General features: G+C 64.0%; 21 protein-coding genes and 2 pseudogenes. 13 read left to right on the top strand and 10 right to left on the bottom strand.

What is annotated here, in order from left to right; translation table 11 throughout:
* The coding region (locus WEA77_RS07745) for a DMT family transporter (protein WP_368067292.1) at window positions 1–733 on the top strand (733 nt) is incomplete at its 5' end.
* Between the two features lie 74 nt (window positions 734–807).
* Window positions 808–1,518 (top strand): annotated as a pseudogene (locus WEA77_RS07740) (ATP-binding cassette domain-containing protein); the annotation flags it as partial.
* A gap of 11 nt (window positions 1,519–1,529) precedes the next feature.
* Here WEA77_RS07740 and WEA77_RS07735 read toward each other — a convergent pair.
* Window positions 1,530–2,054: a DUF1003 domain-containing protein gene (locus WEA77_RS07735; protein WP_368067291.1), complete on the bottom strand. Its 525-nt coding sequence runs from the start codon at window positions 2,052–2,054 to the stop codon at window positions 1,530–1,532.
* A gap of 66 nt (window positions 2,055–2,120) precedes the next feature.
* Complete coding sequence (locus WEA77_RS07730; protein WP_368067290.1) at window positions 2,121–3,005, bottom strand: branched-chain amino acid aminotransferase; 885 nt, start codon at window positions 3,003–3,005, stop codon at window positions 2,121–2,123.
* A gap of 51 nt (window positions 3,006–3,056) precedes the next feature.
* Between WEA77_RS07730 and WEA77_RS07725 the strand changes: the two genes are divergently transcribed.
* The 4 genes and pseudogenes from WEA77_RS07725 to WEA77_RS07710 all read left to right on the top strand — a co-directional run bounded on the left by WEA77_RS07725 (window position 3,057) and on the right by WEA77_RS07710 (window position 7,081).
* On the top strand, window positions 3,057–3,521 hold the full coding sequence (locus tag WEA77_RS07725) for a MarR family winged helix-turn-helix transcriptional regulator (RefSeq protein WP_368067289.1): 465 nt from the start codon (window positions 3,057–3,059) through the stop codon (window positions 3,519–3,521).
* Window positions 3,522–3,526: 5 nt separating this feature from the next.
* Window positions 3,527–4,210 (top strand): response regulator, encoded by a 684-nt coding sequence (locus tag WEA77_RS07720; protein ID WP_368067288.1) that lies wholly within the window; start codon window positions 3,527–3,529, stop codon window positions 4,208–4,210.
* 1 nt (window position 4,211) lies between these two features.
* Window positions 4,212–5,522: an ATP-binding protein gene (locus WEA77_RS07715; RefSeq protein ID WP_368067287.1), complete on the top strand. Its 1,311-nt coding sequence runs from the start codon at window positions 4,212–4,214 to the stop codon at window positions 5,520–5,522.
* 25 nt (window positions 5,523–5,547) lie between these two features.
* Window positions 5,548–7,081 (top strand): annotated as a pseudogene (locus WEA77_RS07710) (nitrilase-related carbon-nitrogen hydrolase).
* Here WEA77_RS07710 and WEA77_RS07705 read toward each other — a convergent pair.
* The 3 genes from WEA77_RS07705 to WEA77_RS07695 form a co-directional block, all read right to left on the bottom strand.
* On the bottom strand, window positions 7,078–7,377 hold the full coding sequence (locus WEA77_RS07705) for a 4a-hydroxytetrahydrobiopterin dehydratase (protein ID WP_368067286.1): 300 nt from the start codon (window positions 7,375–7,377) through the stop codon (window positions 7,078–7,080). The pseudogene WEA77_RS07710 and the gene WEA77_RS07705 overlap by 4 nt on opposite strands.
* On the bottom strand, window positions 7,374–7,889 hold the full coding sequence (locus tag WEA77_RS07700; RefSeq protein WP_368067285.1) for a hypothetical protein: 516 nt from the start codon (window positions 7,887–7,889) through the stop codon (window positions 7,374–7,376). Before WEA77_RS07700 ends, WEA77_RS07705 begins: the two co-directional genes overlap by 4 nt.
* A gap of 61 nt (window positions 7,890–7,950) precedes the next feature.
* Entirely contained in the window at window positions 7,951–8,601 is a 651-nt protein-coding gene (locus WEA77_RS07695) for an HAD-IA family hydrolase (RefSeq protein ID WP_368067284.1), read from the bottom strand.
* A 116-nt stretch (window positions 8,602–8,717) separates the two neighbouring features.
* Here WEA77_RS07695 and WEA77_RS07690 point away from each other — a divergent pair, with 116 nt between their 5' ends.
* Window positions 8,718–9,635, top strand: coding sequence for an SDR family NAD(P)-dependent oxidoreductase (locus WEA77_RS07690; protein WP_368067283.1), 918 nt, complete (start codon window positions 8,718–8,720; stop codon window positions 9,633–9,635).
* Window positions 9,636–9,847: 212 nt separating this feature from the next.
* Here WEA77_RS07690 and mtgA read toward each other — a convergent pair whose 3' ends face one another.
* From mtgA to WEA77_RS07665, 5 genes are all read right to left on the bottom strand, one after another.
* Entirely contained in the window at window positions 9,848–10,951 is a 1,104-nt protein-coding gene (gene mtgA, locus WEA77_RS07685; RefSeq protein ID WP_368067282.1) for a monofunctional biosynthetic peptidoglycan transglycosylase, read from the bottom strand.
* Complete coding sequence (queG, locus tag WEA77_RS07680; protein ID WP_368067281.1) at window positions 10,948–12,072, bottom strand: tRNA epoxyqueuosine(34) reductase QueG; 1,125 nt, start codon at window positions 12,070–12,072, stop codon at window positions 10,948–10,950. The genes mtgA and queG overlap by 4 nt, the downstream gene beginning before the upstream one ends.
* A gap of 42 nt (window positions 12,073–12,114) precedes the next feature.
* Complete coding sequence (locus WEA77_RS07675) at window positions 12,115–12,606, bottom strand: hypothetical protein (protein WP_368067280.1); 492 nt, start codon at window positions 12,604–12,606, stop codon at window positions 12,115–12,117.
* 68 nt (window positions 12,607–12,674) lie between these two features.
* Window positions 12,675–17,396, bottom strand: coding sequence for an NAD-glutamate dehydrogenase (locus WEA77_RS07670; protein ID WP_368067279.1), 4,722 nt, complete (start codon window positions 17,394–17,396; stop codon window positions 12,675–12,677).
* A gap of 389 nt (window positions 17,397–17,785) precedes the next feature.
* Complete coding sequence (locus WEA77_RS07665; protein WP_368067278.1) at window positions 17,786–18,895, bottom strand: AI-2E family transporter; 1,110 nt, start codon at window positions 18,893–18,895, stop codon at window positions 17,786–17,788.
* A 143-nt stretch (window positions 18,896–19,038) separates the two neighbouring features.
* Between WEA77_RS07665 and WEA77_RS07660 the strand changes: the two genes are divergently transcribed.
* The 6 genes from WEA77_RS07660 (at window position 19,039) to WEA77_RS07635 (ending at window position 24,478) form a co-directional block, all read left to right on the top strand.
* A complete protein-coding gene (locus WEA77_RS07660) occupies window positions 19,039–20,562 on the top strand; it encodes a helicase HerA-like domain-containing protein (RefSeq protein ID WP_368067277.1) in 1,524 nt (507 codons plus the stop codon).
* Window positions 20,563–20,567: 5 nt separating this feature from the next.
* On the top strand, window positions 20,568–20,765 hold the full coding sequence (locus WEA77_RS07655) for a hypothetical protein (RefSeq protein ID WP_368067276.1): 198 nt from the start codon (window positions 20,568–20,570) through the stop codon (window positions 20,763–20,765).
* A gap of 247 nt (window positions 20,766–21,012) precedes the next feature.
* On the top strand, window positions 21,013–22,443 hold the full coding sequence (locus WEA77_RS07650; RefSeq protein WP_368067275.1) for an aldehyde dehydrogenase family protein: 1,431 nt from the start codon (window positions 21,013–21,015) through the stop codon (window positions 22,441–22,443).
* A gap of 84 nt (window positions 22,444–22,527) precedes the next feature.
* A complete protein-coding gene (locus tag WEA77_RS07645) occupies window positions 22,528–23,142 on the top strand; it encodes a glutathione S-transferase family protein (RefSeq protein WP_368067274.1) in 615 nt (204 codons plus the stop codon).
* 93 nt (window positions 23,143–23,235) lie between these two features.
* Window positions 23,236–23,814, top strand: coding sequence for a hypothetical protein (locus WEA77_RS07640; RefSeq protein ID WP_368067273.1), 579 nt, complete (start codon window positions 23,236–23,238; stop codon window positions 23,812–23,814).
* A gap of 73 nt (window positions 23,815–23,887) precedes the next feature.
* The gene (locus WEA77_RS07635) at window positions 23,888–24,478 is read left to right on the top strand and encodes a hypothetical protein (RefSeq protein ID WP_368067272.1); all 591 of its coding nucleotides are present in this window, start codon (window positions 23,888–23,890) and stop codon (window positions 24,476–24,478) included.
* The last annotated feature ends 181 nt before the right edge of the window (window positions 24,479–24,659 follow it).

Raw genomic sequence — 24,659 nt, 5'->3', positions numbered from 1 at the left:
CCCGGGCCTGCCCGCCATCCGTTTCCATGCGCTACGCTCCCTGGCACAGGTGATTTCGGCCTTCTGCTTCTTCTATTCACTGACGCAGATCGCCCTCGCCGAGGCCGTGGTCATGGGCTTCAGCGCGGCGCTGATGATTGCGCCGATTGCGCGCGTGATTCTCGGAGAGAAGATGAGCCGGGTCACCGTCGTCGCCACGCTGATCGGCTTCGCGGGCGCGGCTCTTGCGGCCACCGCCCAAACGCAGGGCGGCCCGCCTGACGGCGACCGCCTCTATGGCACGGCCGCCATCCTGATCTCCGCGGTGCTCTACGCCCTCAACATCGTGCTCCTCCGCCTGCGGACGAAGGAAGAAGACAGCCTGACACTGGTGACTTTCATGAACGTCTTCCCCGCGCTCTTCCTGCTGCCCTTCATGTTCCTGTTCACCAAGTGGACGCCGGAAGCGCATTCCTGGGGCGCGATGATCGGCGTCGCCTTCCTCGGCATCGGCATCTGGTGGCTGATGACGCTCGCCTATGCCAAGGCCAAGGCGCAGACGCTCGCGCCCTTCGAATATACCGGTCTCATCTGGTCGGCTCTGCTCGGCTATGCCTTCTTCCAGGAAATCCCCGGATGGCGCGTCTACGCGGGCGCCGCCATCATCATCGCCGCCTGCCTCGTCGTCGCTTTCGAGACGCACTTCATCGCCCGGCGCGAAGCCAAGATGCCCGCCAGCGATATCCTGACCTGACCGGCCACCGCGATTGGAGCCTTCAACTTGGCATCCCGGCATGACATGTTCGCCGGTAATGACAGACACGCCCCCGCTATCCGGGTGCAGAAAAATGGGCCGTCCGTCATTTGAGTTTCGGGCTGAACGCGGGCGAAACCCTCGGCCTCGTCTGCGAGAACGGCGCCGGCAAGACGACGCTCATGAAACTTCTCGCCCGTCTCTACGATCCCGACGAAGGCCGCATCCAGCTTGATGGCCGCGACCTCAAGGAGTTCGACCTCGACGAACTGCACGGCGCGATGGGGGTCATCTTCCAGGACTTCGTCCGCTACACTCTCTCCGCCGGCGACAATACTGCCGCCGGCCGCATCAGCGAACGCGGCAACCCGGAGCGCATCGCCGACGCTGCCAGCCGCGCCCTCGCCGCCCCCATCATCGAAGGCCTGCCCGGCGGCTACGCCCAGATAGTCGGCAAGCTCTTCAGGAACGGCGTCGAACTGTCCGGCGGCGAATGGCAGAAGGTCGCCATCGCCCGCGCTTATATGCGCGGCGCCGATGTGCTGATCCTCGGCGAGCCGACCGCCGCGCTGGACGCGCGCTCCGAATACGAAGTCTTCCTCCGCTTCAAGGAACGCTCCGAAGGCAAGACCGCCGTACTGATCTCGCACCGAACCTCCTCCGTCCGCATGGCCGACCGTATCCTCGTGCTCGCGAATGGCGCAGTGGAGGCCCTCGGCGCGCATGAGGAACTGCTCGCCCAGAAAGGGCGGTATGCGGAACTGTTCGAAATGCAGGCGGCGGGTATCGCTAGGGCTTACTCCCTGCGTACTATCAAAAGCGCCGCCAATCGGTCAAAATCCCGCGCCTGCTGTGCTTCCAGCCTGTCGATCTTCTCATGCAGCGCCAGGATTTCCAGCTCTGCCTTGAGGTTCACCTCATAATCGGTGTTCGCCACCAGCCGATCCTTCGCCGATTGCCGGTTCTGGCTCATCATGATGATCGGCGCCTGAAGCGCAGCCAACATCGACAGGACAAGGTTCAGGAATATGAAGGGGTAGGGATCAAACTGACGCGCTCCGCTGAGGAAAACCGCGTTGATCACAATCCAGGCTGCCAGAAGCAGAAGGAAGGCGATGATGAATGGCCATGAACCCCCGACACGGGCAATGGTATCTGCAAGCCGGTCACCGCTCGACGTCGCCGCATCGATCTTTGCGTTTGCATCCGGCACAAGTGGGCGGCGCGACCGGAAAGCGTCGACAGCCCCTTCCGCCTGTTTCCTGTGCCCCGGCCCGTACAGCGCCGCGTTCAAAAGACTGATGACGCCGTCGATGATCATGCTAACTCCCTGAGCGTTCAAGGAATACGCTTTACGCGGTCTTTGCGCTGTCCGACAGAGGCCAGCTTACACCGCCAGCTCAAGCTTCCCGTTGCACAGCGCCGAGTAGTCGTTGACCAACGCTTCGGAAATCGCGCCGGGCTTGTAACGATGCTCGCCGATCTCGGCGACCGGTGTCAGTTCCGCCGCCGAGCCCGTGATGAAGCACTCGCTGAACGTCGACAGCTCGTTCGGGAAAATCGCCCGCTCCACCACTTCAATGTGCCGCGCCTTCGCCAGCGCAATCGTCGTCTGCCGCGTCAGGCCGTTGAGGAAGCAGTCCGGTGTCGGCGTGTGCAGCGCGCCGTCGCGCACGAAGAAGATGTTCGCGCCAGTCGCCTCGGCCACCTGGCCGCGGTAGTCCAGCATCAGCGCGTCCTGATAGCCCGCCTTCTCGGCGGCGTGTTTCGACAAGGTGCAGATCATGTAGAGGCCGGCCGCTTTCGCCTCGCAGGGCGCGGTGTCCGGCGCCGGGCGGCGCCATTGGGCATGCGTCAGGCGGATGCCCTTCATCTTGTCGGCAAAATAGTCGCCCCAGTGCCACACGGCCACCGCCAGGTGGATCGTGTTGTTCTGTGCCGAGACACCCATCATCTCAGAACCGCGCCAGGCAATTGCCCGCACATAAGCGCTGTCCAGGCCGGATTTCGCCAGCGCCTCGCGCTTGGCCCGCTCGACCTCTTCCACGCTGAACGGAATGTCGAAGCCCATGATCCCGGCCGACCGGTGCAGGCGCTTGGAATGGTCCAGCGAGCGGAAGATCCTGCCGCCATAGGCGCGCTCACCCTCGAACACGGCCGAGGCATAGTGAAGCGCATGCGTCAGCACATGAACCTTGGAATCGCGCCAGGGTACCAACTGGCCGTCCATCCAGATGTATCCGTCTCGGTCATCATAGGGGATGGCAGCCATGGGAACGCTCCTCGCTTGAACTTTCTGCGTATTCAGGTTCATTTCCGACTTATGGCCCCTTCCGTCAACCTGAACCGACCTTTCGACCCGAGACTGTTCCTGACTGATCAGGAGCTGGACCGGAGCGCAGGACTCCTGATTTCAGGGGCATCCGAGCTCGCGCGGGCGGCTGAAAGTGCCCGGAAGAAGGCCGGCCTGAGCAAGCCAGAGCTGCAAATTCTCATGGCCGTGCGCTACCGGCCAGGCCTGACGGTCAGCCAACTGCGCAGCGGACTGGGCATGACCGTGCCCACCTTTGCCCGCATCATCGGCAAGCTGGACGAGCGCGGCCTGATCGAAAGGGCCCGCGAGACGAGTGACGCGCGCCGACGCAAGCTCACCCTTTCGGACGCCGGGGTGACCCTGACCACCCCCATCGCCATCGAGGTGCGCGAGCGTCTGCGCCTCGCCTTCCGGGCCAGCGGTCCCGAAGCCGTTGCCGGCGCCCGGTTCCTGCTCGAAGCGCTGGTTAAGTAGGCACCATGAAGGAGCCCGCCCATATCCTCATCGTCGATGATGACGACCGTATCCGCGACCTGACGAAGCGCTTCCTGACGCTGAAAGGCTTCCGCGTCAGCGGCGCGCCGGACGCTGCGACCGCCCGCGGCCTGATGGAGAACCTCGCCTTCGACCTCGCCATCCTCGACATCATGATGCCGGGCGAGGACGGGCTCTCCCTCCTCTGCGCCATCCGCAAGGGCCCGGCCCGCGAGACACCGGTGATGCTGCTGACTGCGCGCGGGCAGACCAGCGACCGGATCGAAGGCCTGCGCCTTGGCGCCGACGATTATCTTGCCAAGCCTTTCGAGCCGGAAGAACTCGTCCTGCGCTGCGAGGCGATCCTGCGCCGCTCGCAGAAATCCGCCCCCCCGCCGAACGAGATCGAGATGTCCGGCCTCGTCTTCAATGCGGCGCGCGGCGAGCTGAAATCCGGCGATGAACGCATCCGCCTCACCGATGCGGAGTTGCAACTGCTCAAAGTGCTGGCCCGCAATGCCGGCGAACCGGTCAGCCGCGAAGACCTCGCCGAGCTTACCTCGGCCGGCCTCGAACGCTCGGTGGACGTACAGGTGACAAGGCTGAGACGGAAGATCGAGCCGAACCCGAAGGAGCCGGTGCATATCCAGACTGTGCGCGGCATCGGCTACCGCCTGATGCCGGACTGACATGCCAAGACCCCGCCTCCGCGATGTCACTCCGCGCGGGCTCTATGCCCGCAGCCTGCTCATCATCCTGATGCCGGTGCTGCTGATACTGTCTCTGATGACCTGGTATTACTATTCGAGCCATGTCGCCGAAGTGAACCGCAAGCTGGCGCAGGCCATTACGCGCGATGCGAGCCTGATCCGCGGCGCCTGCCTCAATCCCGGCTACAGGGCCGGCGATCATACGCGCATCCAGATGCAGCTCGAAACCTGGTACACTTGCGACGCATCAGACAACACAGTCCCCGAAGCAAACCTCAAGCAGGACTTCGCCTATGACGAGGCATTGAAATCCGAGCTGGGCGGGCGTCTGGGTGTGCCGGTTTTTGTCGGCCTGGCGCGCGACGAGTCGCGCCTGCACATCCGCTTCCCGGTCTATGACGGAGCCGGCGAGATCATCCTCGACCGCAAGCGCGCCTTCATGATCAACTCCCACATCTTCATCGTCTGGGTCATCGGCTTCTCGCTCCTGATGGTCGCGCTCGCTGTGGGGTTCCTGAACCAGCAGGTGCGGTCGATCCTGCGTCTCTCAGACGCGGCGCGCGCCTTCGGGCGCGGGCGCGAAATGCCGAACTTTCGTCCCTCCGGCGCCACCGAAGTGCGCGACGCCGCCCGCGCGCTGATCGACATGAAGGACCGCCTCACCGCCTTCGCAGAACAGCGCACCGCGATGCTTGCCGGCGTCAGCCATGACCTGCGCACACCGCTGACGCGCTTGAAACTTGCCCTCGCGATGATGGAGAAGAGCGCTGATATCGAATCCGCCAAATCCGACCTCGACGACATGGCGCTGATGCTCGACGAATACCTCGCCTTCGCGCGCGGCGAGGAAGGCGACGAAGCCTCGATGTTCGACCTCGCAGCTATCGTGCGCGAGGTCGCCGCGGGTGCCGGCGCGCCGGTGCCGGTTGATGGGCCTTCACAGGTCCTTGTGATCGGGCGGCCGCTGGCGGTAAAACGCGCGGTGACCAATCTTGTCTCCAACGCCCTGAAGTTTGCCGACAATGCCCGTGTACTGATTGTCGATGGGCCGCACTGGGCGGAAGTCGCCGTCGATGATGACGGCCCTGGTATTGCGCCCGAGCGGCATGAGGAAGCCTTCCGTCCCTTCTCGCGCCTCGATGACGCCCGCAGCCAGAATGCACCCGGCACCGGCCTTGGCCTGACCCTCGCGCGCGACACCGCCCGCGCGCATGGCGGTGACATCCGGCTGATGAAGAGCCCCCTCGGCGGATTGCGCGCCATCTTGCGCCTGCCGACCGAGCCGCGATAGGACCCCGCCATGAACAGTTCAAAAATTGAAACTCGTCATCCGCAGTGCCACGCTGAAGGATATTGCGTCCCTCTTGCCGATGTATGCGAAAGTCTACGGCGCCGCTGACGGATATACCGCCGACCAGATCGCCGGACAGATCAACCGCTTTCCAGACGGCCAGTTCGTCGCCGAGTTTGACGGCAGAATCGTCTGCCACTGCGTTACCTTCTTCATCGCCGCCGATGTGGCGACGGCCCAGCATACCTGGAACGAAATCACTGGCGGCGGATTTGCCGCGCGGCACGATCCGGAAGGCGACATGCTTTACGGCATGGATGTCATTGTCGATGCCGGGTTCCGCCGCCTGCGGATAGGCCAGCGGTTCTGCAAGATCCGCCAGGACCTCTGCCAGTGGCACGAACTCAGAGGCATCATGTTCGGCGGGCGGCTGCCCGGCTATCACCGGACTGCTAAACAGTATCCGGACCCAAATGACTATGTCTGCGCCGTTCAGGAATTGAAACTGCGCGGCCCGGTACTCTCATTTCAGCTATGCCAGAAATTCGAGGTAGTCGGTGTACTGATGGGTTACATGCCGGAGGATGCCGAGTCCGGCGGACATGCCACGCAGATGCTGTGGTGCAATCCGCTGGCGCAGGACAAGATCAAGGCAAAACCGAGCTTCGGCGGGACCTCCCTGCCCGAGCGCGTGCGCGTGGCGACCGCGCAGTTCCGGATGCGGCGGATCGCCTCCATCGATGAGTTTGAACAGCAGGTAGAGTATTTCGTCGACATCGCCGCTAATTACCGTGCAGATTTCGTAACCTTCCCCGAACTCTTCACGCTTCAGCTTCTCTCGCTGGAAGTGCGCCCACTTGGACCGTTTGAATCGATCCAGGGATTTCCGAGTACACGCCGCGCTTCATTGCCTTCATGAAAAAAGCTGGCGGTAGCCTGTAACATCAACATTATCGGCGGCTCGCATCCCTCGACGATGGCGGACGGCGACATCCACAATGTGGCTTACGTTTTCCTCCGCGACGGCTCAGTGCACACCCAGCAGAAGCTTCACCCGACCCCGTCCGAGCGCAGCTCGGTGGAACATCAAAGGCGGCGAAGGCAATCACGTCATCCAGACCGATTGCGGTCCGGTCGGCGTGATGATCTGCTATGACAGCGAATTCCCGGAAGGTGCCCGACACCTGGTCGATCAGGGTGCGCTCTTGCTGTTCGTTCCTTTCTGCACAGATGAGCGCCGCGGATACCTGCGTGTCCGGTATTGCTGCCAGGCCTGCGCGGTCGAGAACCAGTGTTATGTGGTCATGTCCGGCGTTGTCGGCAACCTGCCGAATGTCGAGAACATGGATATCCACTATGCCGAAAGCTGCATCCTGACGCCGTCGGACTTCCCTTTCTAGCGCGACGGAATTGCCGCCGACACACCGGCGAATACCGAAACCGTGGCCCTGGCGGGCCTGTCGCTGTCGGATCTTCTGACCGCTTGCCAGTCCGGCGCCGTGCAGAACCTCAGGGACCGGCGGTTCGATCTCCACCGAGTGGCGTGGAAGAAAGATTAGCCGAGCCGCGCGGCCAGCTGGTCCATGAAGCCGGCGAGTTCGAGGTCCTTCTGCGTCACGCCGCCGGCATCATGCGTAGTGAGGGTGACATCAACCTTGTTGTAGACGTTGAACCATTCGGGATGGTGATCCATCTGCTCGGCTTTCAGGGCCGCGCCCGACATGAAGGCGAAAGCGGATTTAAAATCGGCGAACCTGAAGGTTTTACAGATCCCGTCGCGCTCCTCGCCGAGCGCGCTCCATCCCTTGAGCGCTTTCAGCGCGGCGGCGGCCCCTATCTTCCTGGTCATGCTCATTCCTCCCCGTCCTGTCCGAGTACGAAGTAAATCCAGGTGCCGTCGTCGGCAATCGCGGTGCGCATGCCGGGATAGCCTTCCCCGGCGCGGATCTTGCCAATGCCGTCCTGGCGGATCAGCTGTTCAAGACGGCGCCGGTCCCGGAAAGTCAGTTTTTCCGGGATCAGCTCGGCCGCGTCCATCGCCGCAAGGTCCGGCCAGACATACCAGCGCTTGCCATCAATCTCGCGCAGGCCGGCAGGCTGGTCGAACAGTTCACGGAGCTTCCGGTTCGGATCGACGCCCGTGCGCCGCAGAAGATCCCAGAACCGGTCATGCGACTGGCCGCCGACATTCGACTTGAACTCCGGATTGCGTGACGCGATCACGCCAAGACCGCGCAGCGAGCCTTTGGTCGCCTCAAGGATCAGCTCGTCGCGCGTCTTCGCCGCGGCCTTGCTGATCTCGACCGGCGCCGGAGTTTCCGGCACTTCGGTGAAGCGTTCGTCCGGGACCGGAGGAAGCGGCAGCACCACTTCCGGCTCCGCCTGCGAACAGGCCGCCAGAACCATAATGCCCGCGACAGCGATAAAACTAGCGCAGCGCATAGCCGGTCACGGCTTCCAGATCAGTGAGGAGTTGTTCCTCGCTGGTAACCTTGATCGTCGCCATGCCCATCTCGCGCGCGGGCTTGAGGTTGATGCCGAGGTCATCAAGATAGACGCAGGCCTTCGGGTCGACATCGAGTGCTTCGCACATCAGCGCATAGATGCGCGGGTCCGGCTTGCGGATACCAAGCTTGGAGCTTTCGATCAGGTGGTCGAACAGGTCGAACACGGCGGCGAGTTCGCGCGCCTTGGCGTCATCGTTCGTCATCGAGGCGCCCTTGCCGATGGGCGCGTTGTTGGTGATGCAGCCGGCCTTGCCTCTCGTTTTGCAGACTTTCAGCGCATTGACGACGCGCGGGCGCAGGCTGCCGGAAAGAAGCCCGAGAATGTCGCGGCCCGGAACATCATGGCCGAGCGCGACGGCTTCAGCGCGGAACAGCTGGTCGAACGTTTCAGCATCGACCTGCGAACGTTCGAGCTTTGCCCAGGCATTCTCGAGCGGATTGATGGAATTGACCGTGCGGACAAAATCGACCGGCAGGCCGGACGCGGCCTCATAGCGGTTGAAGGCTTCGAAGGGCGAGGAGGTGAAAACCCCGCCGAAATCCCAGATGATGGCTTGGAAAGTACGTGTCATGACGGCTAGCTAGCCCTTCAGGCGCGGCAATTCAAACCTTGATTTTTCGCGTGCCTGCCTTTGCAGAGCCGGGCCGGGGCGGTAGTGTCCCGGCGCGAGACAAAAGGGAGAAAATCATGGGCGTTCTGGACGGAAAAGTGGTGCTGGTTACCGGCGGCGGCAACGGGATTGGCAAGGAATGCGCCCTGCTGGCGGCGCGCGAGGGCGCGAAAGTCGTGGTCAATGACCTCGGTGGTAGCCTGAAGGGCGACGAGGAAGGCTCAGCCGGGCCGGCAGAGGCTGTCGCAGCGGAAATCCGCAAGGCCGGCGGCGAGGCCGTGTCCAATTCCGAGAGCGTAACCGACTACAAGGCGGTCGCGGGCATGGTGACGCAGGCGCTGGATACCTATGGCCGGCTCGACGCGATCATCAACCCGGCGGGCATCCTGCGCGACGGCATGTTTCACAAGATGAGCGAGCAGGACTGGAAGGGCGTAATCGACGTTCACCTGCATGGCTCCTTCAACGTTACGCGCGCGGCGATCGAATATTTCCGGGAGAATGAGCGCGGCTCGTTCGTGCTGTTTACGTCCACCTCGGGCCTCATCGGTAATATCGGACAGGCCAACTATGCCGCCGCCAAGCTTGGCATCGCGGGGCTGAGCCGCGTGGTGGCGATGGAGGGCGCAGCGAAGAAGGTGCGCTCGAACATCATCGCGCCGTTTGCCTGGACACGGATGATCGCCTCGATCCCTGTAAAGGATGAAGCGGGCGCGCAGCGCGTGCAGCGGATGAAGGACGGCATGCGCGCCGACCAGGTGGCGCAGCTGGGCGTGGCGCTGTGCGCCGATACGGCGTCGCATGTCAGTGGGCAGATCTTCGGTGTGCGCGGCAATGAAGTGATCCTGTTCGACCAGCCGCGTCCGGTGAAATCTCTGGCACGGCTTGAAGGCTGGACACCGGAGACGCTGATCGACCATTGTTTCCCGGCGATGAACGGCAGCTTCTTTGACCTTGGCGCCACGGCGAGCGTGTTTCCTTACGATCCGGTCTAGGCTGAACAGGCGGCCGGCCGCGCACTTTGGGGCGCGGCCAGTTTTTTTTCAGATTGCAATGACCTTTTCATTCCTGTCATCGCGTCAGTTCTCCGGGTTGATGACAGGAAAGGAGAGGGGGCCGTTAGCCGGAAGCGGAGGCGGTCGCTGGAACATGTGCCTGCGTCAAGCACTGCCCGATCGCCGTCTGCGCCGGGATGAGCGGGTGTAGGCTATTGCGGGGTCAGCACCGCGGGGCCGCCTTCGGCCGCAGGCGGATCAGAAGCGGCTGGTTCTGCGGGAGGCTCGCCGGCGGGCGGCGGCGTCTCGGGTGCAGGTTCGGCGGCGGGGTCTGCGGGTGTCTCCGGATTGAAGGTTTCGTCGGCGGAGTTGAGGATATCGTTGAGGACATCGTTCTCGTTGGTAGCCAGTTCGGCTTCAGCGGGTGCGGAACCGATGGCTTCTTCGCCGTCCTCGGGCGCTTCAGGGATCTCCTCGAAGGCCGGCGGCGGGCGCGGGGTTTCGCCATTCCCGGGTTTCGGCAGGGTGGAGCGGAACTCGTCGCCGAGGACGCAGGCCGCATAGCCTTCATTGGCGACGACGCGCATACGCGACTGGATCGATCCGGTGCGCTTGCGCACATAGGGACCCGGCTTGTCGGCGCTCCATTTGTTCGGGGACGGAAGGACGGCGGCGAGACGCGCGGCCTCCAGCGGAGACAGATCAGCCGCCGACTTGCCGAAGCGGGCCTGCGCGGCGGCCTCTGCACCAAACAGGCCGTCGCCCCATTCGGCAACGTTCAGGTAGACTTCCATGATGCGGCGTTTGCCCCAGACAGTTTCGATCACATAGGTCATCCAGGCTTCACCGGCCTTGCGGGGCATGCCGCCGCCATTCCAGAAGAAGACATTCTTGGCGGTCTGCTGGCTGATGGTCGAGCCGCCGCGGCGGCGCTCGCCCTTGTTCTTCGCGTTGAACTCACGGGCCTTTACGATGGCGTCCCAGTCGATGCCGCCATGCTCGCAGAATTTTGCGTCCTCGGCGGCGATGACAGCAAGAACGAGATGGGGGGAGATGCTGTCGAGGCTGGTCCAGTCGCGCCGCACGTCCTCGCCCTGCATGCCGCGCTGGGTCATCAGGATGGTGGCGGGCGCGGGCAGGAACTTCAGGACGAGGGCGTAAAGGTGAAGGAGGAGGAAGATGGCGATGCCGGCCTGCAGGACGCGCGCGAGGATGCGGCGCCAGAGGGGCACATCGCGTTTCGGCTTCTGCGGCGGGGGGCCGGAATCCGCGCCGTAATACTTGGACGCGGCGGTGTTGGTCGTGTCGTCGCTCATGCCCCGAGATCCCATTCTTCCTGCACGCTGGTATCATGCTCCGCCGGGCGGCGGCGCGCCTTTTCGCCGGCAAAGCAGGCAGGATCAAGGCGGGCGAGCGCCCAGATGGCCGCGCCGCGCACGAGGGGGCTGGCATCGTTCAGCAGCGGCAGAAGGTGCGCGGTGAGCGTGGGTTGGCCCGAGTTGCCGATTGCGACGCAGACATTGCGTACGAAGCGGTCGCGCCCCGAGCGCTTGACCGGGGAGCCGGAAAAGATTTCGCGGAAAGCGGCGTCGTCAAGGGCGGCGAGTTCGTCGAGGCCAGGCGTTTTCAGTTCGGCGCGGGCGAAGAGGGCGGCCTCGGAGGCGCTGGCAGCGAACTTGTTCCAGGGACAGGCGGCGAGGCAATCGTCGCAGCCATAGATGCGGTTTCCCATGGCGGCGCGGAACTCGCGGGGAATCGGGCCGGCGTGCTCGATGGTGAGATAGGAGATGCAGCGGCGGGCATCGAGCTGGTAGGGGGCAGGGAAAGCGGCGGTCGGGCAGATGTCGAGGCAGGCGCGGCAGGTGCCGCAATGGTCGGGCTCGGGCGCATCGGGGGCAAGATCGGCGCTGGTAAGCACGGTGCCGAGGAAGAACCAGGAGCCGAGGTCGCGGCTGACGAGGTTCGTGTGCTTGCCTTGCCATCCGAGGCCGGCTCTCTGGGCGAGCGGCTTTTCCATCAGGGGGGCCGTGTCGACGAAGACTTTGACATCGGCGCCGGTCAGTCTGGCGACCCCGCCGGCGAGCTGTTTGAGGCGGGACCTGATGAGGTCGTGATAGTCCCTGCCCCGGGCGTAGACGGAGATGTTGCCGGATTCGCGCGCGGCCAAGGTGTCGAGGGGATTGTGATCCGGGCCGTAGTTCATGGCAACGACGAGGGCAGAGCGGGCCTTTGGCCACATGGCCGTGGGCGCACGGCGGCGTGCGAGGGTGTCTTCCATCCAGCGCATCTCGCCGTGGCGGCCTTCGGCGACGAACTCGGCGAGCCGGGCGCCGGCCTCCCAGGCCTCATCGGCGCGGGCGAGGCCGGCGGCGTCAAAGCCGAGCGCGCGGGCGGCGGCCTTGAGGGTTGCTTCGAGGGAGGCGGGATCGTCTGGCATGGCTTTCGATAGCAGGCCGACTGCGCGGGGCGAAGAGGCGGGTTACTTCAGCGCCTTGCAGGCCGTGTCGAGGGAGGCAACCATCGAGAGATAGGTCAGGGCGCGTTCCTCGGTCTCGAAGGGGATGGTGTGCGTGTCGGTGCGATCCGGGGTTTTGTAAAGGAAGCCGGGTTCGATGCAGGCGCTGGCGTCTGTGCAGGTAAAGCGGACCGTGTAGCCGCCTTCCTCGGCATCTGCCTCAGGTGCACTGGCCACAACTTTGCCGAGCGGCAAGCGCCAGAGGCCCCAGGCGCTGTTGCGGCCGTGGCCATGCTCGAGGAAGGCGCAGTCGCCCCAGACATTGTGATAGATCCACAGGCCCTTGCCCGTGCTGTGCCAGTTCATCTGAGGCGCGACGGGGGCTTCAGCGGTGGTTGTGGCGGGTTCGGTGAGGTCGGCTTCGGGGGCGGTTTCCGGCACCGGCGCGGCGCCGCCGGGCACGAGCCCGCAGGCGGCGGGCAGCGCGGCGGACAGGGCCACAAGGAAACTGCGCATGATGTCCCCACTTCATATAAGCGGCGAGATTTGCTTCGCCGCGCTGAACCCGAACTGAACGGCGCGCGTCAGCGGCCCATGAACTGGCGCACTGCGTCGGTCGACAGGGCGAACTTGGCGAATGACCAGGCGCGGTCCTTCCCGAGGGCCGTCAGTGTGCTGATTACCTGACGGCGGCTGTCGCCGCGCGCTTCCAGCCAGTCATCGGCACCGCCGGAACGGAGCGCTTCGTCGGTGGCGGAGGCTTGCAGGCGGACGAGTTCGGAGATCAGGCGGCGGCCCGCGACGCGGTCCCAGTAAGGCGCCTTGACAAGTCCTTCGCGGGCAGAGGCGCGCAGCCTGTCGAGCCGGAGGGCGTCGCCGATTGCGTAGAAGGCGGCGGCGGTTTCCGGGACTTTCTTTCTGGCCTGTTGCGAGACGTCGACGATGACGAGGCCTTGCGCGAAATAGCTCATGGCGGCAGCCCAGTGCGCGAGCGCCTCCGGAGCGCCGCGCTTGATGAAACCGCGGGCATCGCGTTCGATGCGTGAGGCCGGGAAAGACGACTGGACGGTGGGCAGCGCAGATTTCAGCTCGTTCAGCGGAGCGTGGGTTTGCCTGACCGCGTCGCCGATGGACTTGCCGGCAGTGGCGCGGATGAACCAGCCAGCCGCTTCGCTTGCGGCGTCAACCGCTTCGAGCTGAAGCTCCGTCTGCAGATCAGCGGTTACGAGCGTATCGAGGGTGAAGACCTCGCGGCGGAAACCGGCAAGGTCGAGCACTTCGCGGGCGGCCTCAAGTGCGCGGACGGCTTCGGCGGGGGCCGCGCCAGTGAGTTCGCGCAGACGCAGGAGCGCGACGGGGCCGCAGAAGTCGAGCGTGCGGTTGGCGATGACGGTCGCGATGATTTCGCGGCGCAGTCGGTGACCTTTCATGGCCTTGCCGAAGCTGTCGATCGGTGACGGGAAATAGGCCTTTAGAACAGGCTCGAACCAGGGATCGTCCGGCAAGGCGGAGGCGACGATATCGTCGAACAGGACGATCTTCGACCAGGCGAGCAGGACGGCAAGCTCAGGACGTGTCAGCGGCTGGCCGTGTTCCTTGCGGGCCTGCATGCCAGTGGTGGACGGCAGCCCTTCGAGGGCGCGGTTGAGGACGCCGCGCTCTTCGAGATAGACCATCAGGCGTTCGAGGGCGTCATGGTCTTCAAGCGCGGTGGCGCTGGCGAGGGTGAGCGCGTTTGACTGGTCATAGTTGTGGGCGAGGACGTGGGCGGCGACGTCGTCGGTCATCTCGGCGAGGAGGTCGTTTCGGGCAGCCTCTTTCAGGTCGCCAAGGCGGATGGCTTCGGCAGCGAGGATCTTGATGTTTACTTCGTGGTCGGACGAATCGACGCCGGCGGAGTTGTCAATGGCGTCGGTATTGATACGCCCGCCCACGAGCGCGAACTCGATTCGGCCGGCCTGGGTCATGCCGAGGTTGGCCCCTTCCCCGATCACCCTGGCTTTCAACTCGCGGCCATTGACGCGGATAGCATCATTGGCGCGGTCGCCGACATCGGCGTGGGTTTCCGACGACGATTTCACATAGGTTCCGATGCCTCCAAACCAGAGGAGGTCGGCCTCTGATTTAAGGAGAGCGTTCAGCAATTCGTCTGGCGTGACAGCGTCCTTGGCGAGGCCGGTGAGAGCCTTGATTTCCGGCGACAGAGCAATCGACTTGGCGGCGCGTTCGAAGATGCCGCCGCCTTTGGAGATGAGTTTGGCGTCATAGTCCGCCCAGGTGGAACGCGGCAGGGCGAACATGCGGGCGCGCTCGACCAGGCATTTCGCCGGATCATCCGGATTTGGATCAAGGAAGATGTGCATGTGGTTGAACGCCGCCACGAGACGGATCTCGGGTGAGAGCAGCATGCCGTTGCCGAAGACATCGCCGGACATGTCGCCGACGCCAATGACGGTAAAGGGCTGTTTCTGGATGTCGCGGCCCATTTCGCGGAAGTGGCGCTTGACCGCTTCCCAGGCGCCGCGCGCGGTGATGCCCATTTTCTTGTGGTCATAGCCGGCAGAGCCGCCGGAGGCGAAGGCATCGCCGAGCCAGTGGCCCTTCTCGAGGCTGATCGCGTTGGCGGTGTCGGAGAAGGTGGCCGTGCCCTTGTCGGCGGCGACGACAAGATAGGGGTCCTCCCCGTCCCAGACGACGGTCTGCGGCGGGGGCACGAGCTTGCCCTTCACGAGATTGTCCGTGAGCCCCAGAAGCGCGGTGATGAATTCCCTGTAGGCGTCGCGCCCGCCTTCGAACCAGCTGGGATCATTGCGGGGGGGCAGCTGTTTCGGATAGAAGCCGCCCTTCGAGCCGGCCGGCACGATGACGGCGTTCTTGACCTGCTGGGCCTTCACGAGGCCGAGGACTTCCGTGCGGTAATCAGATGGGCGGTCAGACCAGCGCAGGCCGCCGCGTGCAACCGGGCCGAAGCGCAGGTGTACCCCTTCGACCTTCGGGCTGGATGTGAAGATTTCGCGGAAAGGCCTCGGTTCCGGCAGGTCGGAGAGTTCGCGGCTGGCGACCTTGAAGCTGATCCAGGTGCGCTCGGCGCCGTCTTCGTCCGTCTGGTAGAAGTTGGTGCGCTGGAGGGCGCGCGCGAGATTGAACAGGCGGCGCAGGACGAGATCGTCGGTGAGGCTGACGACGCCTTTCATTGCCTCCTCGAACTTTGCTTCAGTTTCGGTGGAGGCCTTGGTGCGCGCGCCGAGCGATTTGTGCGCTTGCGGATCAAAACGGGCGGTGAAGAGATCAAGGATCAGGCGCGTGACGGCCGGGTAGCGCGCGACGGCAGCTTCCTGCACGTCCTGAGGCTGGTCGAGCCCGCTCTGACGGCGATAGGCGGCGAGTGCGCGGATCAGCGCAGCTTCGCGCCAGCTGGCGCCGGCGGTGAGCACGAGACGGTTGAACTTGTCATTGTCGGCCTTGCCGCTCCAGACGGCGATGAAGGCGTCTTCGAGCGCGTGGGCGAGGCCCTGAAGCGCAAGCGGCTTACCCTCTGCCGATTCCATCGCGAGCGAATGGACCCAATACACATCCGGCGCATCGCTCACCGGCTTGAAGGGCGGGCGCACGGGATAGCCGGTTTCGAAATGCACGAAGAGACCGAGATTCTCGAACACCGGCACGCAGCGCGACAGGGCGATGGCGCCGTCGCGCGCGAAGATCTTGACACGGACCTTCGTGGACCCGTCGGTATCGCGGCGATAGGCGCGGGCTACCATCGGGCGGCCGGCGCTGAGCGCCGCCATGCTGGTGACATCGCGCAGGGCTTCGTCCGGCGTGAAGGCTTCGCGGTAGGCGGCGTTGAAGGCGCCGATAAAGGCGCGGGCCCCTTCCCGGTCGCCGCCGGTGAGATCAGAACTCATCAGCAGATCGCGGAAACCCTGGTCCCAGGTGCGCGCGAGGGCGACGATCCTGGTTTCGGTTTCGGCGGCGTCCGGTTCCGGATGGCCGGGCGAAAGACCGATCTCGAAATGCACGCGCGCCATAGGGCCGGAATCGAAATAGGGCTGGAAGGAGCGCAGTTCGCCCCGGTAGGCTTCGGTCAGCACGGCGCCGATGCGCTGGCGCAGGGCCGTGTCATAGGATTCACGCGGCACGAAGACGAGGGCGGTGACGAAGCGGTCGAACTCGTCGCGGCGCAGGAAGACTTTCGTCCGGGGCCGACCGATCAGGTGCAGCGCGCCCATGACCATCGGCCCGAGGATGGTGGAGCGGGTCTGGAAGAGTTCGTCGCGCGGCCAGGTCTCGATCAGGTTGGCGAGCGCCTTTTCGGTGTGCCCGCCGGGGGCGGCGCCGGAGGCGGCCATGATCTTCTGCACACGGCGGCGCACGAAGGGGATGGAGCGCGCAGTCTCGTCATAAGCCTCGGCGGTGAACAGGCCGAGGAAGCGGACCTCGCCGTTTACGCGGCCCTGCGCGTCGTATTTCTTGATGCCGATATAGTCGCATGGGACGCGGCGATGGACGCGCGCGGGAAGCGTCGACTTGGCGATAATCAGCGGCGCGGGATGCGAGAAGAACTCGCCGATCTCGCGCGTCAGAACTAGCGGCTCGCTGTCAGGCGACAGGACGTTGAGATTCTCGTCGCGCAGGATGCCGAGATTGGAGCCGTCGATCATCATCGGTTCGGCCGGCAGGACGCCGCCAGCCTCGTCGGTGGCGAAATCATATTCGCGGCTGCCGAGGAAAACATAATGTTCCTTGAGGAGCCATTCGAGGAAGGCGACGGCTTCATCGCGCTCGACTGGCGAGATGTGCTGGAGGCCGGAGAGGCGCTTCATCTCGGCGCGCATCCGGGCCTGCATGGCGCGGTGGTCGGAAACGGCACGCTGCACATCGGCGAGCGTCGTGCGAGCGCCGGCTTCGAGCAGGTCCGCCTCCCCCGGTGTCAGCAGTGACAGGTGGATCTGGATGACTGACATCATCCGTCCGTCGGCCAGCGTCACCACCGGGTGGAAAAGGGTTTTCACCTCATGGCCCTGAGCGGCGCACTCGTTCAGCAGCGAGTCGACAAGGAAAGGCATGTCCGGGCCCGCGGCTTCGAGCACGGCGCGGCCCAGATGCCCCCTGACGCCATCCGCATGCGCGATGACGCGGACATCTTGCTGGCCGGCGGGCACCTTTTCGGCCCAGGCCCAGAGACTGTGCGCGAGCGACTTGATGTCGGCGTCCGTGAGGCCCGTGAGGTCTTCGCCCGCAGCCTCCTGGAGGATCTGCTCAAGAACCTGGCCCAGAGGCCCGGCGACGGCGGCGGAACGTGTCATGGAAGCGACTCACCTTAGGGAGATGCATTCCAGCCGGTCTAACCCCGGCGCGTTAGCGCTTCAAGAATACGGGTGCCTTCGGGTGATGGAGAATCAGGCATTCCGCAGAAAGGTTGCCTGCCGTTTACGTTAACGCAACAGGGCGTTCAGGACTGCGGGACGGAGGCCTGATATAGGTGGGCCCGCCGAACGGGGACATGTCCGGCGGGCCCTTCAGAATCTTCCGCAGGCTGGGTGGGGGGACGCACGCGGAAGCCTGAATTCAGTGATATTGTCGATCTTGCCGAGATATCAATGCGGAACACCTGTAGAAACACTTAATTATTCTACAGATCACCTTGGCCAACCCATGCCCCGACCGCGACGTTTGATAGCCTGATACGTTCGTTTCAGGAATTGGTTTCCGCAGTCGCAGGTGTGTTTGCTTGTCGCGTGTTCACCCGGGGATTGCCGTCGGCGGACAGCAGGATGGCCATCCAGCGGGTTTCACGTGACTGCGCCAGCAGGATCATCATCAGAACGGTTAGCGGCGCCGACAGGAACATGCCCGGGATGCCCCAGAGAACGCCCCAGATCGCCAGTGCCAGAAGGACAATCAGGGCCGAAAGGTTGAGTGAGTCGCCCATCATCCGGGGCTGCACGAAATTGCCGATCGAGAACTGCCAGAAGCTGACGATCGCGAATACGAGCGCGGCGTAGATGTAGGAATCCTGCGGCGAGACGCCTGGAACCCAGCCCGGCACGGAGGGCTGGACCAGCGCGAACAGCGGCGGCACCAACGCAGCAGCAATCGAGCCGACCGTGGGGATATAGTTCAGGACGAAGATGAGCGCCGAGAGGAAGAGGGCATTCTGCACACCCAGCGCCAGAAGCGAGGCATAGCTGAGCAGGGTAATCGCAGCTGAGATCACAGTCTGGACCCAGAGATAGCGCTCGATACCGATTCGCGCTTCGTCGCCGATCTCGCGGACCTGCTCGCGGCGCTCTGCGACCGGGAAGATCTTGTCGAGCTTTTGGGACCAGCCAGCCTGGGCCGTGAACAGGAAGGCGACATAGATGAGGATCAGCACGAGATCGCCCGAGAGGCCGCTGACGGAATTGGCGATGGTGGCGAAGAACTGCTCGCCCCGCTCGTTGAACATGAGTTCGGTCAGCGTCGGCGAGTCGCTCATCCCCACGACGCGGTAGGCGTCGGAGATCAGGGCGTTTATCTTGGTTTCATAATCGTCGGCATGGCGGCTGAACTCGCCGACGCCGTTGGCCATAAGGGCAATAAAGGCGACGAAACCGCCGGTGACCAGCAGGATCGATATCAGCCGGGCGACCCGCATGTTGATCGCTGTGCTGGCATTGTCGAAGGCGGTGGCGAAGCCTTCAATGATCAGGAACAGGAAGACGGCCATGGCAAAGGTCGCGAGGATGTCGCGGCCGAAATACAACAGCGCGATGACGACACCGGTCGCGATGATCCAGGTGCCAACCTTGCCAGAACGCTCCATAGGGCATTTTCTCCGGGGAATTGCGCGGTAAAGGGTGGGGGCGCCCGCGCGCCGGGTCAAGCGCAGATGACGGGTGATGCTGCTTGCCGAATCCGGCGAGATGGCTAGCCTGAACGCAAGGGTTTCAGAATGAAGGGCCGAACATGAGCGACACAATTTTCCTGGGCGGGGCGGATGCGAACGCCACCGGCCAGCCGGACGCGGCCCAGTCGCTGATCCTGAAAGTGGCCAACCGGCACGGCTTGGTGGCGGGCGCGACCGGCACCGGCAAGACGGTGACGCTGCAGATCATGGCGCAGGCATTTTCCGAGGCCGGCGTGCCGGTGTTTGCCGCCGATGTTAAAGGCGACCTCTCCGGCATCTGCATGCCCGGCAGCGAGACGCACAAGGCGCATGCCAGTCTGACAGCGCGCGCGCAGTCGATCGGGATGGGCGAGCTGAAGTATGAAGGCGCGCCGACGATCTTCTGGGACGTGTTCGGGGAAAGCGGCCATCCGATCCGCGCGACGATTTCCGAGATGGGCCCCCTGCTCCTCGCGCGGCTGATGGGGCTGACCGATGTGCAGGAAGGCGTGCTGAACATCGCCTTCCAGTATGCCGATGATAACGGCCTCCTGCTTCTGGACCTGAAGGACCTGCGCAAGCTGCTCGTTAGCCTCGGCGATGATACGCTGCGCAACGAAGTGAGCCGCAAGTATGGCAACGTGGCGCCGGCGTCTCTCTCGGCGGTGCAGCGCGAACTGCTGGTGCTGGAGCGCGGCGGGGCGGAACGCTTCTTTGGCGAGCCGGCGATGGAGCTGCCGGACTTCATGCGCACGACGAGCGATGGGCGCGGCTACATCAACATTCTGGATGCCCGTAAGCTGATCAATTCTCCGAAGCTCTATTCGACCTTCCTGCTCTGGCTGCTGTCGGAACTGTTCGAGGAACTGCCCGAGATCGGCGATCCGGAGAAACCCCGCCTCGTGTTCTTCTTCGACGAGGCGCACTTGCTGTTCGCTGATGCCCCTCCCGCCCTGATGCAGAAGGTGGAACAGGTCGTACGCCTGATCCGGTCGAAGGGTGTCGGCGTCTATTTTGTCACGCAGAACCCGCGCGACCTGCCGGAAAGCGTGTTGGCGCAGCTCGGCAACCGGCTGCAGCACGCGCTGCGCGCCTATACGCCGACCGAGCAGAAGGCGGTGAAATCGGCGGCCGCCTCATTCCGTCCGAACCCCTCGTTCAAGACGGAGGCAGCAATCACTGAGATGGGCGTCGGCGAGGCTCTGGTTTCCACGCTGGAAGCCAAGGGGGCGCCGACGATGGTGCAGAAAACACTGATCCGGCCCCCATCCTCGCGGCTCGGCCCGGCGACGGATGCGGAGCGCGCCGAGGTGCACAAGGCGAGCCCGGTGTTCGGCAAATATGAAAAGGCAATCGACTGGGAGTCGGCCTACGAGATCCTGTCGAAGCGCGAGGAGGTCGCCGCCAGGGAGGCCGAGAAAATCGCCAAGCTGGAGGCCAAGGAGAAGGAAGCCGCTGCCAAGGCGAAGGCCAAGGGCAAGGCACCTGCCCGCTCGCGCCGGATGAGCGCGACCGAGCGCGCTGCCAACAATGCCGCCAGCACGGCGAGCCGCGAGATCACGCGCTATATTCTGCGCGGCATATTCGGAACACGGAAACGGTGAAACCCATGCGCGTCCTCATCCTCGCCGCCGCTCTCGGCCTTTCGGGCTGCGCCACCGGCCCATCCGAAAAGAACTGGGCCGGCCATGGCGGCGCGCAGCCCTTCGCCACGGCCGTCGCGGCCTGCAACCAGATCAGTTACAATGTCGAGGCGAATTTTGTGACCTGCATGGCGGGGCGCGGCTGGACCAAAGTTAAGAAATAGGCCGGCGAGGGCTACGCAGGCCTGAGCCCCTTCTCCGCTGGGAGAAGGCGTTTGGGATGAGCAGGCGCCGTTTCTTGCCGCTTCGCGCAGCCTGAATTTGAAGGGGTGCTCCCCCTCACCCCGGCCCCTCCCGCGAGGAAGAGGGCAGAAGAACCTTCCCGTCGCGTCAGCAGTGGCGAAATGCCCACGCGTCTCCTATAGTTATCTTTGAGCCCCAATCAGACATGCCAAAGGGAGGCACCGGCCCATGAAAGAGTACCTGAAGTTCTATATCGATGGCGCATGGGTTGACCCGGTGACGCCCCGCAAGCTGGAAGTCGAGAACCCCGCGACCGAAGAAAACTTCGCCGTGATCTCGCTCGGCTCGAAAGCCGATGCGGACAAGGCGGTTGCCGCCGCGAAGAAAGCCTTCCCGAGCTTCTCGCAGACCAGCGTGGAATACCGCGCGGACCTGCTCGACAAGATTGCCGCCGGTATCCAGAAGCGGATGCCGGATCTGGCAGTTGCCATCTCCGAGGAGATGGGCGCACCGATGTGGCTGGCGAATGCCGCGCAGGTGCCGGCCGGCATGGGTCACTTCGCCACCACCGCCGCGATCCTGCGTTCCTACAAATGGGAAGAGCTGAAAGGCTCCACCCTGCTGCGCAAGGAACCGATCGGCGTGTGCGCCTTCATTACGCCCTGGAACTGGCCGCTGAACCAGATCGCCTGCAAAGTCGCCCCGGCGATTGCCGCGGGCTGCACGATGGTCCTGAAGCCGTCGGAAATCGCCCCGCTCGACGCAATGATCTTTGCCGAGATCCTGCATGAGGCCGGCGTGCCGAAAGGCGTGTTCAACCTCGTCAACGGTGACGGCCCGGGCGTCGGCTCGGTGCTCTCCTCGCACCCGGATGTCGATATGGTGAGTTTCACAGGCTCGACCCGCGCCGGTGTGCTCGTCGCGCAGGCCGCTGCCCCGACCGTCAAGCGCGTGGCGCAGGAACTGGGCGGCAAGAGCCCGAACATCGTTCTGCCGAACGCCGACCTGAAGAAAGCGGTATCCGGCGGCGTGATGTCGATGATGCTGAACACCGGACAGAGCTGCAACGCGCCGAGCCGGATGTTCGTGCAGAAGGACCAGCAGAACGAAGCCATCGCAATCGCCAAGGCAACTGCCGAAGCGGTGAAGGTGATGATGCCGGCGGAAGCTTCGCCCGGCGCGATCGGCCCGATCTCGAACGGCAACCAGTATCAGAAGGTCCAGGACCTGATCCAGAAAGGCATCGAAGAGGGCGCAACCCTCGTTGCCGGTGGCCCGGGTCGTCCGGAAGGCTTCAACAAGGGCTACTTCGCCCGGCCGACCGTATTCGCCAACGTGACCAATGACATGACCATCGCGCGCGAGGAAATCTTCGGGCCGGTGCTCTGCATCCTGCCCTACAACACGGTGGACGAAGCCGTCGAAATGGCGAACGATACGGTCTACGGCCTCGCCGGCTATGTACAGGGCCCTGAGAAGGATGCCTATGCGGTCGCCAACCGGATCCGCGCCGGCCAGATCAACGTCAACGGCGCAAACCCTGATTTCTCGGCACCGTTCGGCGGCTATGGCCAGTCGGGCAATGGCCGCGAATGGGGCGAGCACGGCTTCGAGGAGTTCCTCGAAGTGAAAGCCGTGATCGGCTACAAGGTCGCTTGAACCTGGCTTGCCAGTGAAGACACCGGAAGCGGCAGCCCTCCAAAGCTGCCGCTTCTTTTTTATCCGCTCCCGGAGGAAATATCCATGGCCCTGAAGCTTCACCACCTCAACGCCTCGCGCTCGCAGCGCATTGTCTGGCTGCTGCTGGAACTCGGCGTGCCGCACGAGATTATCCACCACAAGCGCAACGAGACGACGCGCCTTGCCCCCCCGGACCTCAAGAAGATCCACCCGCTCGGCAAGTCGCCGCTGCTGGAAGACGGGAGCATCGTGATCGCCGAGACGGGCGCGATCACCGAATACCTGCTGGCGAAGCATGACACCGGTCACAAGCTTCACCCGAAACCGGGCTCAGCGGATTTCCCGCGCTACCTCGAATGGGTGCACTCGGCAGAAGGCGCGGTGTTCCTGCCCGGACTGCTGGCGCTCTATACCGGCATGGCGGGGATTACCGACGGACCGGTCGCGCAGATGATCGCCGGCGAGCGTGAGAAGGTGGCGGCCTATATCGAGGCGCACCTGTCGAAACATGCCTATTTTGCTGGCGAGACATTCACGGCGGCCGACTGCCTGATGGGCTTCCAGGTCGTGATGACAGGCGCGCAGGGCGGCCTCGCAAACCGGCCGGCCACGCAGGCCTGGCTGGACACGGTGACCGCGCGGCCCGCCTACAAGGCAATGCTGGCGGTGGGCGTCTGACCCAGGGCTGAAAATCCGCGCGGGCGATGCCTGACCTCCTGCAAACTACTTTGTATTTCAAAGTGACTGTTTGCATGCAAGAACGCATCATCCATGACCATCGCCCAACGCGACGCCGCCCTGAAAGCCGGACGGCTGACCGCTTCGGCTGAAGTCCGCGGCGGATGGCCGGTGCCACTGGCCGGAGCAACCTATCGGGCAGTGCTGGCCTGGCTCGGCGGGCGGATTGACCCGGCAAACTGGTCGCTGCTGGCGGCTGTGATGTCCGGCGCGGTCTTTCCGCTGGCGATTGCCTATGCCGCGATCTTCCGGAACCCCTTCATGAAAGTGAAAGGACCAGATCAGGGCGCCGTGTACATGGCGATGAACGCGATGCTGCTATTCTGGCCGGCGGCGATTGGCGCTCTGCGGAACTTCAACGCGCTGACGCCGCTGATCCTGGCTATCGGCATGCCGGGTGACTGGCCGGTGTTCGGCTGGAGCTATGGCCAGCGCCTGCCCTTCCTGTTCCATGTGGTCGTGCGGGCAGTCGTCTCCTTCGGTATCTGGCAGTACATGCCGCAGGGACGGTTTACCGCGCTGCCCGCAGCGGCGGCGGGAATTTATCTGGTGACGGAGGCCCTGCTGTTCATCGACAGCGCCCGCGTGGCCCGGCGCCTCACACAAAAGTGATGGGGCCTGCTGGCTGGCATTCAGCTTCGAGCTGCCACATGATAGAGTGGAGAAAATAAAGGAGGCTGCTCTCATGAAACGGCTTACATTCGCCGCTGCCCTTGCCGGGCTCGCGCTCTTGGGCGCCTGCGCGACCGCAACGCCCTACCAGCAGGCGCTGACTTCGAACGACAGCGGCTATTCGGAGCAGAAGATCGAGGACAACCGCTTCCAGGTGCAGTTCGAGGGCAACTCGCTGACCGACCGCAAGACGGTGGAGACCTACCTGCTCTACCGTGCGGCGGAACTGACCAAGCAGAGCGGCTATGATCACTTCCGCGTCGTGCGGCGCGATACAGATTCAAACACCAGGCTGGTCGGCTCGCCGTCCGCCTATGATCCGTTCTACGACCACTTCTATCTGAGCTATCGCTATTTCGGACCGCGCGCCGGCTACTTCCATGATCCCTACCGGCGGTATTATCCGGGTCCGGCCTATTACTCCCGCTGGGGCGCTTATGACCCGTTCTGGGGCGGGCCTTCGGAGTACCGGGAACGGACAAGCTATGTCGCATCCGCCGAGATCGTGATGGGCAAGGGACCGAAGCCGGACGATGTGGCCTTCTTTGATGCAAGCCAGGTGATCTTCAACCTGACCGGCTCGATCCAGCGCCCCGCCGCCTGATCCCGCCGGCCTCGCAAGACCTGACGAAGCCCCGCACAAAGCTGCGGGGCTTTTTCATGTGAGCTATGTCCAATCGGCACTAGGCAAGCCGGGCGGAGGGGTCCAGAACGCCCCGTTCCCTATCCTCCCGGATCCTGCACCTCCTCCATGGCCGATACCGACAATGCACCCGAACAGCTGA

The sequence above is a fragment of the Hyphomonas sp. genome (genome assembly GCF_040882205.1).
GTDB lineage: Bacteria > Pseudomonadota > Alphaproteobacteria > Caulobacterales > Hyphomonadaceae > Hyphomonas.
The sequence above is the reverse complement of the archived record's forward strand: the minus strand, read 5'-3'. Positions and strand labels throughout refer to the sequence as shown.